The sequence below is a fragment of the Cobetia sp. PS-4MA genome (genome assembly GCF_057670765.1).
In genome coordinates this window covers 1,637,695-1,655,074 of record NZ_CM173107.1, presented here as the reverse complement: position 1 = coordinate 1,655,074, position 17,380 = coordinate 1,637,695, and the positions used below count along the sequence as shown (strand labels likewise).

The window sequence follows — 17,380 nt, the reverse complement described above, 5'->3', positions numbered from 1 at the left end:
AATGCATGAAGCCACGACAGCGGCCAACGCCGAGCCGCGCTCCCGGGATCACTGCGTGCTGCGGCTGGACGATCTCTGCATCCGCTTTGGCAAGACACCTGTCGTCAGGCATCTGTCGCTGGACGTGAAGCGCGGCGAATGTCTGGCCATCGTCGGCGAATCCGGCTCGGGCAAGTCAGTAAGCCTGCTGGCAAGTCTCGGCCTGCTGCCGGGGCATGCCCATGTCACCGGCACGCGGGAGTTCACCACGCTCGAGGGAGAGAGGCTGGATCTGTCAGCCCTGACGAGCCGCCAATGGCAACTCGTGCGCGGCAACCGGATCGGCTTCGTGTTCCAGGAACCGATGACATCCCTAAACCCCCTGGCCCGAGTCGGCGACCAGATCAGCGAGAGCCTGCGGCTGCATCAGGGCCTGCGTGGCCATGCGGCACGCCAGCGAGTGATCGAGCTGCTCAAGCAGGTTCAGCTGCCTCGCCCGGAAGAACTCCTCGAGGCCTGGCCGCATCAGCTCTCTGGCGGTCAGCGCCAACGCGTGATGATCGCCATGGCGATGGCCAATCAGCCGCCTTTGATGATCGCCGACGAGCCCACCACGGCGCTGGACGTCACGGTGCAGCAGGACATCCTCGCTCTGCTCGACAGACTGCGGCGAGACCAGGGCATGGCCATGATCCTGATCAGCCATGACCTCAATCTGGTCCGCCGCCATGCAGACCGCGTCATCGTGATGCGGGAAGGCGAATGCATCGAGCAAGGGCCGGTGTCAGAGGTCTTCGATTCTCCCAGCCACCCGTATACCCGCGAACTGCTGGCCGCCGAGCCTGAAGGGGTGGCCGCGCCACTCGACCCTGAGGATGCGGGCACGCCCGTTCTGAAAGCACGTGATCTGGAGGTGCGCTTCTCGCGTCCTCGCAAGCTGTTCCAGAAACGTCCAGCGGATTTCATCGCGCTTCAGCCGCTGGATCTGACCCTCGCGCGCGGGGAGACCCTCGGGGTCGTGGGCGAGTCGGGCTCCGGCAAGACCACCCTCGCCCTGGCGCTGTTGAAGCTGCAGGCCGCACGCGGTGAGATTCGTCTGGAGAATGCCCGTATCGATACGCTGGATCGCAACGCCCTGCGTCACAAGCGACGCCAGATGCAGATCGTCTTCCAGGACCCCTATGGCTCGCTCTCGCCGCGCATGCCCGTCACGGACATCATCAGTGAAGGCCTGCGCTTTCATCAGCCTGAGCTCTCAGAGGACGAGGTACGCCAGCGCGTGACGCAGGTCATGCGCGAGGTCGAGCTGCCTGCCGAGTGCGCCGACCGCTACCCTCACGAGTTCTCCGGCGGCCAACGCCAACGCATCTCGCTGGCCCGCGCCCTGATTCTCGAACCTCACCTGCTGGTACTGGATGAACCCACCTCGGCGCTGGATCGCAGTGTCCAGAAGCAACTCATCGCCCTGCTGCGCGACCTGCAGGAGCGTCATGGCCTCAGCTACCTGTTCATCAGTCATGATCTGGCCGTGGTGAGGGCTCTGGCCCACCGCGTGATGGTGTTGCGCGAAGGCAAGCTGGTGGAGAGCGGAACGACTGCCGAGGTACTGGGCAATCCGAGGGAGGACTACACGCGGGCCCTGATCCAGGCGGCAGGACTGACGTGACAGGTCCGCTTGCCACTCAAGGGCGCGCCCGCCACCAAGGCAGCGGAGGCCTCGTCCCTCATGTGGCGAGTCTCGAGAAGACAGGCATCCTGCATTGCACGGAACGCACTGCTGAGTTGCCTGACTGACTCTGGACGATTGCAAATAATAAAGGTTCTCAATATGATTCCGTCAGAGGTGGGCCACGCGACACCGCGCACGACATGACACCTGTCACCGTCGCGTCGAGCCTTCACGACATCGCGTCACGCGATCTGCATAATAAAAGACTGTTCAAGGGAACCTCATGTCCGCACATTTCCGTCCTATCGCTCGCAAGCCGCTGGCTGCCGCCATCGCGCTCTCCGTGGCACTGATCGGCTCTACCGCCCAGGCGCATGAAGGCCATGCACACGATGATCGCAAGGTGAGCGCTGAAGCCGTCGTTGACCAGTACGCCAACGTGGCCCATGCCACCTACAGCGATGCCTTGGCCAGCGCCAATGCCCTGCGCGCCGCCAACGCCGCGCTGATCGAAGCTCCGTCCGAGGCGACGCTTGCCGCGGCTCGCACTGCCTGGAAACAGGCGCGCGTGGCGTACCAGCAGAGTGAAGTCTTCCGCTTCGGCAATGCCATCGTCGATGACTGGGAAGGTCAGCTGAATGCCTGGCCGCTGGATGAAGGCCTGATCGACTACGTCGAAGGCGACGGCTATCAGGCGGAACTGGGCAACCCGGGCGCCAGCGCCAACATCATCGCCAACGACAGCGTGCAGATCGGTGCCGACAAGATCGACACTACCGAGATCACCCCGGAGCTGCTGGCCTCCCTGAACGAGCTGGGCGGATTCGAGGCCAACGTGGCCAGCGGCTACCACGCCATCGAATTCCTGCTCTGGGGCCAGGACATGCATGGCTTCGAGTCTGGCGCAGGCGAGCGTCCGGCGTCGGACTATGCCAAGGGAGAGGACTGCACCGGCGGCAACTGTGACCGCCGTGGCGCCTACCTGCTGGCGGCCAACGACCTGCTGATCAATGACCTGGAATACATGGTCGGCCAGTGGGCACAGGGCGACAAGGGCAACTATCGCGCCGAGCTGACCTCCCTGCCGGCCGGTGAAGGCCTCGAGAAGATGCTGTTCGGCATGGGCTCCCTGTCACTGGGCGAGCTGGCCGGTGAGCGCATGAAGGTCGCGCTGGAAGCCAATTCCTTCGAGGACGAGCACGACTGCTTCTCCGACAACACCCACTACTCGCACTTCTACAATGCCAAGGGCATCCAGAACGTCTATGAAGGCACGTACGTGACGCTGGATGGCCGTACCTTCGAAGGCCCGTCATTGCACGCACTCGTCGCCCAGAATGACCCGGAGCTGGCCGAGAAGATGCACGAGGCGCTGGACACCACCATGGGCCAGCTGCAGGTGATGGTGGATACGGCAGACGCCGAAGACGGCATGAAGTTTGATCAGATGATCGCCCCGGGCAATGCCGAGGGTGCCGAGATCATCAATGCCAGCATCGAAGACCTGGTCGCGCAGACGCGCCTGATCGAAGAGATTGCCAACGACGTCGGCATCAGCGGAATGAAGGCCGATACCGCGGATCACGAATTCTAGGCACTCACCCGAGATTGCCAGGCCATGGGCGGTGATGAAACCGCCCATGGCCGCGCAGCCCCCTCGCCCGAACCTGTCTCGTACAGGTTCGGGCGTTGATGCTTTCGTGCCAGCATTTTATGCGCGCCTGCTAATTCTTCAGAGTGCCTTGCCCGAAGGCCATTGATGGACTCGCAGCCTGACCGCGCAAGCCAGGACCTACATCAATGCCACACGTCATCCCGAAACACCCGATCCTTCACGCGTTGTCGCTTGCCATCGCACTGACCGCCCTGCCCCAGGGCGTGGCACAGGCCGCCCAGACACCGCTGACCGTCAGCGCCTATCTGGCCGCATTGCCACTGCAGGACACCGCGAAGAGTGGTGGCGAGGGCAGCGTGCGCAAGCACGATACCAATGCCTATTCCCTGCCGGCCAAGAACCTGAGCTTCGATCAACGTCTGTCCTTCAGCGTCGGCAACAGCTTCTTCAAGAGCCCATGGGTGATCGCGCCCGCCAGCACCACCGCTCGCGATGGCCTTGGCCCGCTGTTCAACACCAATGCCTGCCAGAACTGCCACGTCAAGGATGGACGCGGCAGTCTGCCGGCCGAGAGCGACCCCTCGGTGGGCCTCTTCCTGCGCCTGGGCATGCCGGACAGCCACGAGGACAGCTGGAGCGATGAGGAGCGTGAATTCCGCCGCATCGCTGGAGTGATGCCGCACCCCGTCTATGGCACTCAGCTGCAGAATGCCGCGGTGCCCGGTATCGAGCGCGAAGGCCGCATGCAGGTCGTCCATGAAGAGATGCCCGTCCCGTTGGCGGATGGAGAGGTCGTTCTGCTGCGCAAACCGCGCTATTCCCTGGTCGAGGCTGGCTTCGGCGACCCTGGCCCCATTGCACTCTCACCGCGCCTTGCCCCGGGCATGGTAGGCCTCGGGCTGCTCGAGGCGGTCAGCGAGGAGACCTTGCTCGAGTGGGCCGACCCGCAGGATGCGGATGGCGATGGCATCAGCGGTCGCGCCAATACCGTCTGGTCACTGACCGAGCAGCACGAGGTCATGGGGCGTTTTGGCTGGAAGGCCGGCCAACCCGACGTTCGCCAGCAAAGCGCCAAGGCGTTCGCCGGCGACATGGGCCTGACATCGAATCTGGTCAGCTCCACCGATTGCACGCCGGTCCAGAAATGCGCAGACCTGCCCAACGGGGGCACCATCGAGGTGGAAGACAACGTCATGGACAATGTGGCGTTCTATTCGCGCAATCTCGCCGTGCCGACACGACGTGACCTCGACGACCCGACGGTGCGCGAAGGCGAGCAACTGTTCCGGGAGCTTGAATGCGCCAGCTGCCACCGACCACGCCTGACGACCGCGTCCGGTGGTGTGGCCGCCCAACTGGCTGACCAGACGATCTGGCCCTACAGCGACATGCTGCTGCATGACATGGGCGATGGCCTGTCAGATGATCGCCGCGAATTCGAGGCAACCGGCAATGAGTGGCGCACACCGCCACTCTGGGGGATCGGCCTGGCGCAGACGGTCAATCCCGCGACGGGCTTCCTGCATGATGGACGCGCCCGCACCCTGCTTGAAGCCGTGCTCTGGCATGGCGGGGAAGCCAGGGCCAGTCGAGACAAGGTCGTGGCGTTGCCGACTGACCAGCGGCAGGCGCTGCTGCGCTTCCTGGAATCGCTCTGATCTCTTCTCAGCCTCTACCCGCCAGCCGACTCTGGCACGCCCCCGACTTTCGCCTGGCGTGCCGTTCTGACAAGGAATCCCGCGACATGTCCCGTGACACCTTCACCTCTGCTGCCATCCCGATGAAACCTTTCACGCGCAAGCCCTCGCCCCTGGCGCTGATGACCTCCGCCATGACCCTGCTGGGCACCGCACTGCTGTCGACGAGCACACTGGCGGCATCGGACTCTTCTAGCGCCAACACCACCAGCGCGGACGCCGTCAGCCAGTTTGCCGCTGACACTTTGAGCGAAGCCCACCAGCAGCTCGCCAACCGCCTGGCGCAACTCTCGCAGCACAGCCAGGCGTTCTGCTCCGCCAAGGGTGACGTGACGCTCGAGACGCTCAAGGAGGATTGGCGCAGCGCCATGCTGGGTCTGAATCAGGTCAACTGGGTCGAGATGGGGCCTATCCTGCAGAATTCTCGCCAATGGCAGCTGTATTTCTGGCCAGACAAGAAGGATCTGGTGTCAGGCAAGACACGCGCCCTGCTCGCTGGCGATGCCCCGATCACGGCCGATGGCCTGGCGCAGCAATCCATCGTCATGCAGGGGCTGGGCAGTGTGGAATATCAACTGTTCGATGCCCGCTATGCCGACTCGCCCCTCACCGCCAACACGCGGCGGTGTGAGCTGATGACGGCCAACACCGCCTACGCCGCCAGCACCGGCAAGACGTTGCTCGAAGAGTGGCAGCAGTTCGCGCCACAACTGGCCGATGGCACTGGCGCCTTCAGCGATCCACGTGACGCCGTGCTTTCCCTGGTACGCGCGATGACCGTGCAGCTTGAGGCCATCAAGGACCGCAAGCTGCGCCGCCCGATCGGGCTCGACAACGGCGGCACGGCCAACCCCTACGCGGCAGAGTCCTGGCGTGGCGGTATGGGGCTTGCCAACATCGGGGCGACGCTTGCGATGATGGAGACGCTCTGGCTCGGCAATGACGAGGTCGCAGGCATTCAGGGCTACCTGAATCAGCAGGTCGACCCGCGCATGGTGGCCTCCACCACCGGAGACTTTGCCGATGCGCGTGACGCCTTCGCCGCCCTGCCGGCGGATCTTGCTGGCATGTTGCGCGACGACCCGCGCAATGGCGATCTGCAGCAGGCCATGATCCACCTCGAGACCCTGCAGGCAGGCTTCGCTGACACGCTCAACCCGGCACTCGGCCTGTCTCTGGGCTTCAACAGTACCGATGGCGATTGATTCGGGAGTGAAGCACGTGAGCAAGACAGGACATGGCATGCTGGATACCCATCCAACGGAGGCACGTCAGCGCCGGCGACTGCTCAAGGCATTGGCCTGCACCCCGCTGCTGGGGTTACCCGGCGGCGCGGCACTGGCCGGTGGCAACAATGCCGCCAGTGCTCGAGGCCATGTGCCAGCCGGGGTGGCCATCTCGGCCTGTGACGATGACACGGGGCAGCACTTTGCCAGCTGTACCAGTTACCAGGGACAGGAACGCTGGCGTCAGCCCATCAAGGAACGCGCCCATGGCGCCACCCGCCATCCTCACAAGCCCTGGGCGCTGATTTTCGCCCGGCGCCCCGGCACCGAAATCAATGTCTTCGATCTCGAGACCGGTGAGCGGATCACGCGCATCGAAGCCGCGCCGGACCGCCACTTCTATGGACATGGCGTGTTCAGCCCGGATGGCGGTCTGCTCTACACCACCGAGAACGCCATCACCTCCGGGGAAGGCCGTATCGGGATCTACGACATGCATCGCGACTTCGCGCGACTTGGCGAGTTCGCCAGTGGCGGGATCGGCCCGCATGAGATCCGTCTGCATCCGGACGGTCGGCAGCTGATCATCGCCAATGGCGGAATTCTCACGCGCCCGGAGACCGGTCGCGTGAAGCTCAATCTGGAGTCGATGCAGTCCAATCTGACGTTGCTGGATCGCGTCTCGGGCGAGATTCACTGGCAAGGCGAGCCATCGCATCATCAGCTGTCATTGCGTCATCTGGATGTCAGCCGCGATGGCACCATCGTCGCGGGGTATCAGTATCAGGGACCTGCCTCGGACCATCACCCCCTAGTGGTGATGAAGCGCCCCGCCAGCGAGACCTTGCAGGAATTGCCGCTACCGCCGGAATACGTCCCTCAGTTCAAGCAGTACATCGCGAGCATCGCCATCGCCCCCGAGGGCCACCTGGCGGTGGCCACTGCCCCCCGGGGCAACCTGATCACGCTGTGGAACCTCGAGACCGGCGAGCTTGAGACGACACTGGACTTCGCCGACTGTGCGGGGGCGCTGGCAGTACCGGCCACTCAGGAGACTCCCGCGGGGTTCGTGGTCAGCAATGGTCGCGGAGAATGGCTGCTGATCGATGAGGACGGGCTGCCGGCGCTGGGGCCGGTGCGCCTGGCCAATACCCACTGGGACAACCATCTGGCGTTGATGTAGACGGCGCATCACGGGATGACCCGTGCTCCAGGTCGCGGGCGAGAGTGTGGCACGCGGCAGGAAACGACAACGCCCCGCAGGCATCCGCCTGCGGGGCGTTGTCGTTCAAAAGGACATGATACAAAGGCGCAAGGAATCAGAAGCGATAGCTCAGACTGCCAATGATGCTGCGGGATTCCCCGTAGTAGCACCAGTAGCTGCAGCTGGCGACATATTCCTTGTCGGTGAGGTTGCTGACATTGACCTGAGCGCTCAGCTCGCGGGTGAAGTCATACCCGACCATCGCATCGAACAGCAGATAGTCGGACACGGTGGCATCGCCATCTACCGATTCGCCGACATAACGGGCACCCGCCCCAAGACGCAGCCCCTCCAGGGCACCAAGCTCGAAGGCGTAATCCAGCCAGCTGGAGGCCTGGTGGCGCGGTATCAGCGGGGCACGCACATCGTCTTCCAGGCGTGCATCGGTATAGGTATACGCCGAGGTCAGCTTGAGATGGTCCGTCAGATAACCGACCATTTCCAGCTCGAAGCCACGCGACTGACGCTCGCCCTCCTGCACCTGGATTCCGCCGGTCGTGACCAGCGTATTGTCTTCGGTGAGGTCAAAGACAGCCGCCGTCACGTAGCCATCCCAGCCGGCGGGCTGATACTTGGCGCCCAGTTCCCACTGGCGTCCTTCGCGAGGCTCATAGAGCGAACCGCGATCATCGGTCGCGCTGATCGGCTCGAAGGATTCGGTATAGCTCAGATAGGGGTTGAGGCCGAAGTCACTCAGGTACATCACCCCGCCCGACCAGCTGATCTCGTCATCATCGGAGCGCTCACGTGACCCCGTCGTCTGATTGACGTTCTCGGTCTCGGCCTGGTCGTAGCGCACGCCCGCCAGCAGCACCCACTTGTCATCGATGCGCAGCTGATCCTGCACGTAGAGGCCGATCTGCTCCTTGTCGATATCGCGCCGCGTGATCTGGTCATCGCTCAAGGCGGTGTAATTGCCGTATTGCGGGTCAAACAGATCGATCGGATCGCCGAAGGCATAGTCATCCGCTTCCTTGCCCGACAGGCTCAGATTCTGATAATCCACGCCCAGCAGCAAGGTGTTCTCGGTGCGCTCGCCATACCACTTGCCGATGGCCCGATTGTCGACGGTATAGCTGTCGATGGTGCCCTCGCGGTACAGCAGCCCCCGCTGTCCCTCGCGCGCCGAGGACTGATAGAGGATGTAGCTGCTGATCAGGTCGAGATCCAGCTGGCTATAGCGGAAATCCTGCTCCAGCGCCCAGGTGTCGTTCAGCTGGTGGCGCAGCTCATAGCCCAGGGAGGTCTGGGTACGCTCATCCTTGTCATACCCCGGTTCGCTGTAGTTGGTCTGCGGGTCCACCTTGCCGAACGGCGTATCATCATGGGTGCCATAGGCCAGCTTGAAGGCATTGGTGGGGACGCCATCATCCTTCTGGAGGCTGGCGAGCAGCGTCAGCTGGGTTGCCTCAGAGATGTCCCAGGTCAGACTCGGCGCGAAGTAGTAGCGCTCGTTCTCGGTATGATCCAGATCCCCATCACGTTCGCGGTACAGCCCGACCAGACGATAGCGCACATCCCCGTACTCGCTCAGATACCCACTGGTATCAAGCCCCGTCTGGCGCAGACCGCGATTGCCGACCTGAATCTGAATCTCGCTCTGCGGCTCATCGGTGGGGCGCTTGCTGATGGCGTTGATCAACCCGCCGGGAGGCGCCTCACCATAGAGGATGGAGGAAGGCCCCTTGAACAGATCGACCCGCTCCAGGCCCCAGGTCTCCGGCAACCACTGATAGAAGCCTTCACGGTAGATGCGCAGGCCATCCTGATAGGTGGATTGATCAAAGCCACGCACCTTGAACCAGTCGGTATTGTTGTCGGACCCATAATGGCCAGACAGGACGCCGGCACGGTAACGGAAGGTTTCATCGAGCTGCTGGACGTTGCGCGTGTCGAGCTCTTCGCGATTGACCGTCGAGACCGGACGCGGCGTCTCCACCAGCGGCGCATCGACTTTCAGTGCCGTGCCGACCACGACCATGGTGTCATCGGTCTCGGCGGCCAGCGCGCTGGCCGACTGTGACAGGAGTCCCGCCGCGATACAGAGCCGAATGGCATGCGTTAGAGAGGCGAGTGCCGGCCGGACAGGTGTCTGCCGTGATGTTGGATGTCTGGACATGTCGTGTTCCCTTGCAACGATCGTTGTGTGGTCAATCTCCCCTTCCGTCTCGTGGCGTCTCTCACTGGCACGCTCATGGCGAATACGGAATGGAATCAGGATGATTCGTATTCATCTAATGTGAGCCGTGGTGACACACCGTTCTGCATGCACCAGCATGCAATCCCGAGAATGGCGCGTCTGACCGACTGCAGTACCCCGAGGGGCGATTCACGCTGCAGCCGGGCATCATCCCTGATACATCACATGAGACCGCCTCCGGGGCTCACGTCCTGCCACTGCCTGTCTGGTGATGTCGGAGGAAATGAGCGACCGCGGCATCCCGCGGCCGCCCCCGCCGCCAGCCCGAACGGGTTGTTTCAGGCTTCATCCAGACGCGCGACGGCATCCTGGCTGATGCGATCACGCTGGGCGCCCGACAACTCCTGCAACGTGCCGGCGCGCATCTCGAACAACCTGTCCGCCTGCGCGAAATAATGATCATCGTGACTGATGGCGAAGACCGTCTTGCCCATCTCGCGCAGACGCGGCAACAGATCGCGATAGAAGATACGACGGAACTGCGGGTCCTGATCTGCCGCCCATTCATCCAACAACACGATGTCGCGACGCTCTGCCACGGCCATCAACAGCGCCAGTCGCTTGCGCTGCCCTTGAGACAGCTCGGTGTTGATCACACGGTTCTCCTCGAGCACCAGCTTCTCGCGCATCTGCAGGTAGTCGATCCATTGTGCGATCAATGCCGGATCTGCCGGCTCACCGGTCGGACCCAGCAGGCGATCGAACTGATGGAAATCAGTGAAGACCGCCGAGAACTGCTGACGCCAGGCTTCCCGCTCGTCTTCTCCTATCGGGTGCCCGTCCCGCAGAAGTGAGCCTAATGTCGGCCGATAGAGGCCGGTCAAGAGCTTGGCCAGGGTCGACTTGCCGCTGCCATTGCCACCGACCAGGAAGACCAGCTCTCCGCGCCTGAGGGTAAGATCCAGCGGACCGACGCAGAAGGCCTGCGCGTCGTTGTGCGCAATGTCCTGTCCCAGGGTCTCGCGGCCGGCGTAGCGGAAGCAGACACCCTGCAGACTCAGGGTCTGCCAGTCAGACCCGGCCGACGTGTCTGCGGCTGACGCATGTCCCTGCGGCGGTGCATCTTGAGGAGACGCGAAATCGGCGTTGACCGGTGCCAATGCCAGCTTGCGCAGCTTGGCAAAGGCCACATCCGCCCCCAGCAGAGTCGGCAATGCCCCCACGGCCTGGATCAAGGGCGTGCGCAGAAACAGCAGCGTCAGGGAAAAGGTTGCGGCGACTTCACCACTGGCCCAGCCCAGGCCATTGGCCAGATAGAAGACGATGCCGATGGCGCCGAGCATCATGATGTTGGAGAAGTTGACGGCGCTCAGGTGGTAGGTATCCGCGCGCACGACGTGATGGCGATACTCACGGGCATTGACGCTATAGCGGGTGTCGAAATAGTCACGCGCACGGGGTCGATTGAGCGCCAGCTCCTTGCGCCCATCGATGACCGCCTCATAGTCGGCGTAAAGGCGACTCTCCGCTTCACGCACCTCGGCCAGGTGGCGATAGACTCGCGTGACCAGCCAGCTGCCCCCCATGATGGTCAAGGTCACCCAGATGGCGGTGACCAGCATCATGCCGGGGGATAGCCAGCCAAGATAGAACACGGCTCCGAGGGTCAGCACGATGCCCTGCACCAGTTCCGGCAGGCGCACGAACGCCAGGGTGATGTTGCGGATGTCACTGGACAGACTCGCCAGCAGGTTGGCGCTGCCCAGCTGCTCGAGCCGCTCGATATCGGTATCGAGGATCTGCTTGACCAGACGCCCGCGCAGTCCGTGCACGAAATGATGCCCCAGCGTCGTCAACGCCAGTTGTGCCCCCAGGGTAATCGCCAACAACAGCAGAATCAGTCCGAGAAACTCCGGAAGCACCCCGACATGGGCCGCAAGCCCCTCGTCCAGGGGGACGGTGGCAGAATGCGCGATGAGTCGCTGGTTGATATAGGCAATGACACCGATTCCCAGCCCTGCACTGACAAGGCTCAGAAAGATCACACCAAGAAAGGACCAGCGATAATGGGCAAGAACCACTTTCAGTAACGTCACACCTGCTCCCGGGCACCATGGCAATCAGACCGCCACCAGAAGGCGGCGACGCAGCTCATGTGACTGCGCCGACAGGAATCTTACGGCGCGCATACTTTAATGCAAGAAATAATAAGAAATATTATCACTACGAAATGACAGCGGTAGGTGCCGTCGCGCGATCCTGCTCTCTGCACCTGTCCCCGCGAGGACCGCCCCCGCTCATGGCGCTCGGCGGTCACGGGCCACTCAAGTGGCCGTGAATCTCACCATAGCGTCATCTGGCGATCCAGCAGACGATCGAAATCATCCTTCACGAACGGAAGAATGCCATCGGCAACGGGCTTGAGCTGACGACTCAGATAATGCTCCACATCGATGGGAGAGCGCAGGTACTCGACAGGCTCCGGCCCGGCAGTGGTCATCACGTAGCGAATCCAGCCGCCACGCTGGTAACGCAACGGCAGGCCGCGCCTACGATTCTCGTCATCCGCCAGACGCGCTGCCCGCACATGCGGGGGCACGTTGCGCTGATAGTCATCCAGACGTCGCCGCAGGCGCTTGCGATAGATCAGCGCATCCACGTCAGAGTGGCTGTCAGTCCCTTGAGCATGGCGCTGCAGAGACTCCTGCACGTAGCGCTTGAGATACTCCTGGTAGGGGCTTCCCTCGAAGATGCGACGGTACAGGCCTTGCTGGAATACCTTGGCCAGCGGCGTCCAGTCGGAGCGCACGGACTCGAGCCCCTTGAACACCAGCTCGCTCCCACCTTCCTCCCCCGTCTGCCGGAGGCCTGCATAGCGCTTCTTGCTGCCCTCCTCTGCTCCCCGGATGGTGGGCATCAGAAAACGCTGATAATGGGTCTCGAACTGGAGCTCCAGAGCACTGTCGAGCCCCAGACTGTCCTTGAGATGCCGCTGCCACCAGGCGGTGACATGGGCGGCCAGTTCACGGCCGATCTCACCGGCCTCCTCCTCCGTGTGCGCCTCGCCAAGCCAGACGAAGGTGGAGTCGGTGTCACCGTAGATCACGGTGTAGCCGCGTGCTTCGATCAACGCCACCGTCTGCTGGATGATCTGATGGCCACGCCGTGTGATCGAGGAGGCCAGACGCGGGTCGAAGAATCGGCAACCGCGTGAGCCCAGCACGCCATAGAAGGCGTTCATGATGATCTTGAGCGCTTGCGTCAGCGGCACATCGCCTGCCGCCCGGGCGGCGTCCCGCGCCTGCCATATCTCTGCGACGATGGCGGGCAGACAATGCTTGTCACGCGAGAACCGCGCACCGAGAAACCCCGGGACGCTTTGGCCCAACGACACATCATCCGACTCATGCAACCCTTCGATGAGCCCCAGCGGGTCGATCAGGAAGGTCCGGATGATGGAGGGATACAGACTCTTGAAATCCAGCACCAGTACCGAGTCGTAGAGTCCGGGCTGGGAGTCCATCACGAAGCCGCCGGGACTGTCCTCCCCCACCACATCTCCCAGATTGGGCGCGACCTTGCCGAGTCGATGCAGGCGCGGCAGATAAAGGTGGGTGAAGGCCGCCACCGAGCCACCGCTACGGTCGGCTTCAAGTCCGGTGACACTGGCCCGCGCCAGCAGAAATTCCATCAGCCGCGTCTGCTCGAAGATACGCGTGACCAGCTCGCAATCCTTGAGGTTGTAGCGCGCCAGCGACGGCTTGTCCTCGGCGAACATGCGCAAGATCTCGTCCAGACGGGAATAGGGATCATCGATGGCCTTGCCTTCCTGCAACAGGTCACGCGAGACATTCTCGAGGCTGAACGACTCGAAATGCCAGAAGGCCGACTTGAGCGCCTCGATGCCGTCCACCACCCACCGGCCGGGAATCTCGGCGAAATAATGCTCCGCCTGACGCGAATGCGCTCGCCACTGCATCGTGCTGCCATCGCGCCCCAGGCGCAGAGGCAGATTCTCGGCCTCCGAGAGCCGCACCAACATGCGAAGATCGAACTGGATGACATTCCAGCCGATGATGACGTCCGGATCGTGGCGTGCCACCCAGTCGATCAGGCACTGCAGCAATTCACGCCGGCTGTCCCGATACTCGAGCCCGAAGTCGCATCGGGCAGTCGTCTCACCGTTCGCCGGGCCCAGCATGTAGACCTGACGCTGGCCGCAGCCTTCAAGCGCGATGGAATACAGGTTGCCCCGGGCATCGGTCTCGATGTCCAGCGATGCCCAGCGCAGGGGAGGACGGTAGCCGTCAAGCGGCATGAGGCGTGCATTGTGCAGACTGCCATCGGCGTGACGCTCACCACGCGCCGTGACGCCCGCCGTGATGAAACGCTCCATCAGATAGCGATCAGGCGGACGGACATCCGCCTCATAGACGTCGACACCGATCGCTTTCAAACGACGTGCCAGCTGCCCCAACGTGCGGTATTCGCGACAGTAAAGCCCCACCACCGAACGATGATGAAAGTCTTCCAGTGCCAACGGGCGCAACTCGGCCCCGGGCTGGAAGCGGACCAGAGTCTGCGCCAGCACCTGCTGTTCAGCTGGCAGGAAAGCGACCACCTCCTGGGGCTGGGTCTGGACTCGCATCCCGCCATCCTCGGTGCGAATCCAGACGCTGATCACGACACCTTCCGGCGTATCCCGCCAGTGTCGCGTCATCACGAAGCCCTGATGAGCCGTGGTGGGAGTCGCTTTCACGCCTGTGTCCGGCTCGAGGTCATCCTGGCGAGTGGACGGTTGGGGGGAACCTGACGATACGGCCTCTGGCACTGCAATACCCTTACGTTGAATATACGAATGCCGAGCGGGATGAGATCAAGACGCGACTGCATCCCCATACGTTAAAATGAATTCAGTAACGTGCAACAGCCGTCGCGACGCCACTGCTTGATGACGGTAACGTCCGTGCCTTCCCAGCGATGTGAATGACGACTGCGGCAAGGAATGCCCCTCCCAAGATACCGGCACGACTCAAGGAGCATGCGTCATGCAACGCTTTGAGATGATTCAAACCCTGCTGGGCCAGATGCTTGGCCAGATCGACGATATCATCTTGCTTGCGGATGATCAGCGACACATCACCTACATGAACGACAGCGCGGTAAAGGCATTCGGCTATCCGCGTGACGTGCTGATCGGCCAGCAGACACGCATACTGTATGCCTCCAACGATGAATTCGAGCGCCAGGGCACGAGACAATTCCGCACCGATGCCCTGCCCCCCAGGGAGGGGCGGGTCATTCGCTATCGACGTCAGGATGGCAGCTTCTTCTATGGCGAGACACTCGGCGGCCCCATCAAGGACCCGTCCAGCGACAACACCTTCATGTTCGGCCTGATCCGCGATGTCTCTCGTCGCGTGACAGCAGAGCACACCCTGCACCGACTCCACGCCATCACCTCTTCGCGCCAGCTGTCCTTCAATGATCGCATTGATGAACTCCTGAAACTGGGATGTGCCCATTTTGGCCTGCCCATCGGTATCTTCAGCCGCATCACGGATGGTGATTACGTCGTCCAGCGTGCCTGCCATCCGGAAGACCTGCTGGCACCGGGACTGAGTTTCTCCCTCAGCGATACCTACTGTGATCACGTCTACAAGGCCGATAGCGTACAAGCCTTCCACCATGTGGCAAGCAGCGAGATCAGAAACCATCCCTGCTACTCCAACTTCAATCTGGAAGCCTACATCGGCGCGCCGGTGATCGTGGATGGTGAACGCTACGGTACCTTCAACTTCTCGAGCCCCGATCCGGTGAAACCCTTCACTTCGCAGGATATCGAGCTGGTGCGTCTCATCGCACTGTGGGCCGGACATGAAGTCGCGCGTGCCAATGACATCAATGCTCTGAAGGAAGCCCATCAGGCGCTCGAGAAGGTCGCGATCACTGACCCGCTGACCGGCCTTTACAACCGACGTCATGCTCAGAAAGTGCTGGAGGAGAGCATCACCGCGCTGTCGACTTCCCAGGTCGACCAACCATTGTGCGTCGCATTGCTGGACTTCGATCACTTCAAGAAGATCAACGACAACTACGGCCATGACGCCGGTGACCTTGCCTTGCAGCAGCTGAGTGTCCTCGCCGAGGACATTCTGCTGCCCGGGGATACTCTCGCCCGCTGGGGAGGTGAGGAATTTCTGGCCATCCTGCCCAATTCACTGCTCAGCGACTCTGCCACACGCATCAATACGCTGCGTCAGCGCATGAAGGACAGTGTCGTGGAGCACGCTGGACAACGCCTGCCACTGTCATTGAGCATCGGACTTACCTGTCTTGCACCCAGCGAGCGTGCCACGCGCGAGCAGCTCATCGCTCGCGCGGACGAGGCCATGTATGCCGCCAAGGAAGATGGGCGGAACTGCCTCAGGATGGTGTGACAGAAAGTCTTGCTGTCTGCCTTCACGCCAAACGGGCCCGAGATCACACTCGGGCCTCTTGTTTCCCGCCAACCGCCCTCCCCCTGATGACCCGCGAGCGATCGAGCGGGGATTGGCTGACGCCTCGCGCTCTGCCAGCGAACAGGCTAATGTCATGGGCTTCGACTCGATGCCAAGCCACCCGACGCCTTCATTGCCAGAGCGTTCATGTCATCACACGACTCCCATGCCTCCTCCCCTGATTCCCGCAGCGCCGTCGGCCTGGCGGAAGATGGCGTTCTGTCAGCGCAGCCCACCGGCATCGCGCCCCTGACGGCAGCGCTCGCCTCGCCGACTCAGCACGAGCGCCACCAATTGGGCATCTTACTTCTGCCGGGTTTCGCGATGGTCGCGCTGTTCTCGATGATCGAACCGCTGCGCATCGCCAATCGCCTGCGCGGGACACGCCTGTATCAGTGGACACTCGCCAGTCAGGATGGCGCACCGGTCAAGGCCTCCAACGGCATGGTCCTGCCGGTGGACACGGCACGTGACGAGCTCCCCTCGGTGGACAAGCTGGTCGTATGTACCAGCTTTGCCCCGGAAGCCTATCTGGAAGATCGTACTCTCCAATGGCTTGAGCAGCGCTCCCGCAGCGGCTGCCAGCTCGGGGGCGTGGACACCGGCTGCTTCGTGCTGGCACGTGCAGGCCTGCTGACGGGCAAGACAGTCACATTGCACTGGGAGAGCCTGCCGGAATTCACCCAACGCTTCGATGAGGTGGATGCCGTGGAGTCTCTTTATGAAATCAGTGATGACGGTTTCTTCTGCGCCGGAGGCAGCGCCCCGCTGGACATGAGCCTGGAGCTGATCCGCCGCCAGCATGGCCAGACGCTCTATCAGGCGGTACGCGATCAGTTGATTCTCGATCAGGGACGACTGCCCGCCAGCCGGCAGCGCGGCCTCAGTCAACAATCGGCAGACCTGGCAGATCCGCTGCTCAGACGTGCCATCACGCGCATGGAAAACACCCTGGAGGCGCCACTCAGCATCGAGGCACTGGCCGAGGAGCTCGGGCTCTCATGGCGTCAGTTGGAGCGGCGCTTCCAGCAAGGGCTGGGATGCACGCCTCAGGCCTATCAGGGAGAACGTCGCCTGCTGCATGCGCGCAGTCTGCTTCATGACACCCGCCACGGCATCACCGATATCGCCCTGGCCTGCGGATTCACATCGCACTCGAGCTTCACCCGCGCCTTTCGTCGCCGCTTCGGGATCACCCCGACACAGGCACGACGCCAGCCACCGCGTCCCGTCTCATGAGCTGACACGCCACGCGCCCACCAGATGTCGAATTGGGCACAGATGGTGTCG

The 17,380-nt window shown here is 62.5% G+C and carries 10 protein-coding genes; 7 read left to right on the top strand and 3 right to left on the bottom strand.

The window, feature by feature from the left end:
* Position 1: 1 nt before the first annotated feature.
* The 5 genes from AC26AR_RS07100 (at position 2) to AC26AR_RS07080 (ending at position 7,369) form a co-directional block, all read left to right on the top strand.
* Positions 2-1,645, top strand: a complete 1,644-nt coding sequence (locus AC26AR_RS07100) for an ABC transporter ATP-binding protein (protein ID WP_488107891.1) — start codon at positions 2-4, stop codon at positions 1,643-1,645.
* Between the two features lie 286 nt (positions 1,646-1,931).
* Positions 1,932-3,242, top strand: a complete 1,311-nt coding sequence (locus AC26AR_RS07095) for an imelysin family protein (protein ID WP_404625392.1) — start codon at positions 1,932-1,934, stop codon at positions 3,240-3,242.
* Positions 3,243-3,448: 206 nt separating this feature from the next.
* On the top strand, positions 3,449-4,921 hold the full coding sequence (locus AC26AR_RS07090) for a di-heme oxidoreductase family protein (RefSeq protein ID WP_417285934.1): 1,473 nt from the start codon (positions 3,449-3,451) through the stop codon (positions 4,919-4,921).
* An 86-nt stretch (positions 4,922-5,007) separates the two neighbouring features.
* Complete coding sequence (locus AC26AR_RS07085; protein WP_404625389.1) at positions 5,008-6,165, top strand: imelysin family protein; 1,158 nt, start codon at positions 5,008-5,010, stop codon at positions 6,163-6,165.
* A gap of 16 nt (positions 6,166-6,181) precedes the next feature.
* Positions 6,182-7,369 (top strand): DUF1513 domain-containing protein, encoded by a 1,188-nt coding sequence (locus tag AC26AR_RS07080; RefSeq protein WP_404625387.1) that lies wholly within the window; start codon positions 6,182-6,184, stop codon positions 7,367-7,369.
* 136 nt (positions 7,370-7,505) lie between these two features.
* On the opposite strand, the gene AC26AR_RS07075 is transcribed toward AC26AR_RS07080, so the two are convergent.
* From AC26AR_RS07075 to AC26AR_RS07065, 3 genes are all read right to left on the bottom strand, one after another.
* Positions 7,506-9,569 carry a TonB-dependent siderophore receptor gene (locus tag AC26AR_RS07075; protein ID WP_404625386.1) on the bottom strand — a complete coding sequence of 688 codons (2,064 nt, stop codon included), beginning with the start codon at positions 9,567-9,569 and terminating at the stop codon, positions 7,506-7,508.
* Positions 9,570-9,928: 359 nt separating this feature from the next.
* A complete protein-coding gene (locus AC26AR_RS07070) occupies positions 9,929-11,686 on the bottom strand; it encodes a multidrug ABC transporter permease/ATP-binding protein (RefSeq protein ID WP_488107785.1) in 1,758 nt (585 codons plus the stop codon).
* 245 nt (positions 11,687-11,931) lie between these two features.
* Positions 11,932-14,349, bottom strand: coding sequence for a DNA polymerase II (locus tag AC26AR_RS07065; protein WP_488107784.1), 2,418 nt, complete (start codon positions 14,347-14,349; stop codon positions 11,932-11,934).
* A gap of 289 nt (positions 14,350-14,638) precedes the next feature.
* Here AC26AR_RS07065 and AC26AR_RS07060 point away from each other — a divergent pair, with 289 nt between their 5' ends.
* Together AC26AR_RS07060 and AC26AR_RS07055 are read left to right on the top strand one after the other, a co-directional pair.
* Positions 14,639-16,030 carry a bifunctional diguanylate cyclase/phosphodiesterase gene (locus tag AC26AR_RS07060; protein WP_279855494.1) on the top strand — a complete coding sequence of 464 codons (1,392 nt, stop codon included), beginning with the start codon at positions 14,639-14,641 and terminating at the stop codon, positions 16,028-16,030.
* 207 nt (positions 16,031-16,237) lie between these two features.
* A complete protein-coding gene (locus AC26AR_RS07055) occupies positions 16,238-17,329 on the top strand; it encodes a GlxA family transcriptional regulator (protein WP_404625380.1) in 1,092 nt (363 codons plus the stop codon).
* Positions 17,330-17,380: the final 51 nt, after the last annotated feature.

Bases quoted from the DNA above. Each gene is read 5' to 3' on its own strand.
- AC26AR_RS07100 (WP_488107891.1), top strand. From the start codon at position 2: ATGCATGAAGCCACGACAGCGGCCAACGCCGAGCCGCGCTCCCGGGAT.
- AC26AR_RS07095 (WP_404625392.1), top strand. From the start codon at position 1,932: ATGTCCGCACATTTCCGTCCTATCGCTCGCAAGCCGCTGGCTGCCGCC.
- AC26AR_RS07090 (WP_417285934.1), top strand. From the start codon at position 3,449: ATGCCACACGTCATCCCGAAACACCCGATCCTTCACGCGTTGTCGCTT.
- AC26AR_RS07085 (WP_404625389.1), top strand. From the start codon at position 5,008: ATGTCCCGTGACACCTTCACCTCTGCTGCCATCCCGATGAAACCTTTC.
- AC26AR_RS07075 (WP_404625386.1), bottom strand. From the start codon at position 9,569: ATGTCCAGACATCCAACATCACGGCAGACACCTGTCCGGCCGGCACTC.
- AC26AR_RS07060 (WP_279855494.1), top strand. From the start codon at position 14,639: ATGCAACGCTTTGAGATGATTCAAACCCTGCTGGGCCAGATGCTTGGC.
- AC26AR_RS07055 (WP_404625380.1), top strand. From the start codon at position 16,238: ATGTCATCACACGACTCCCATGCCTCCTCCCCTGATTCCCGCAGCGCC.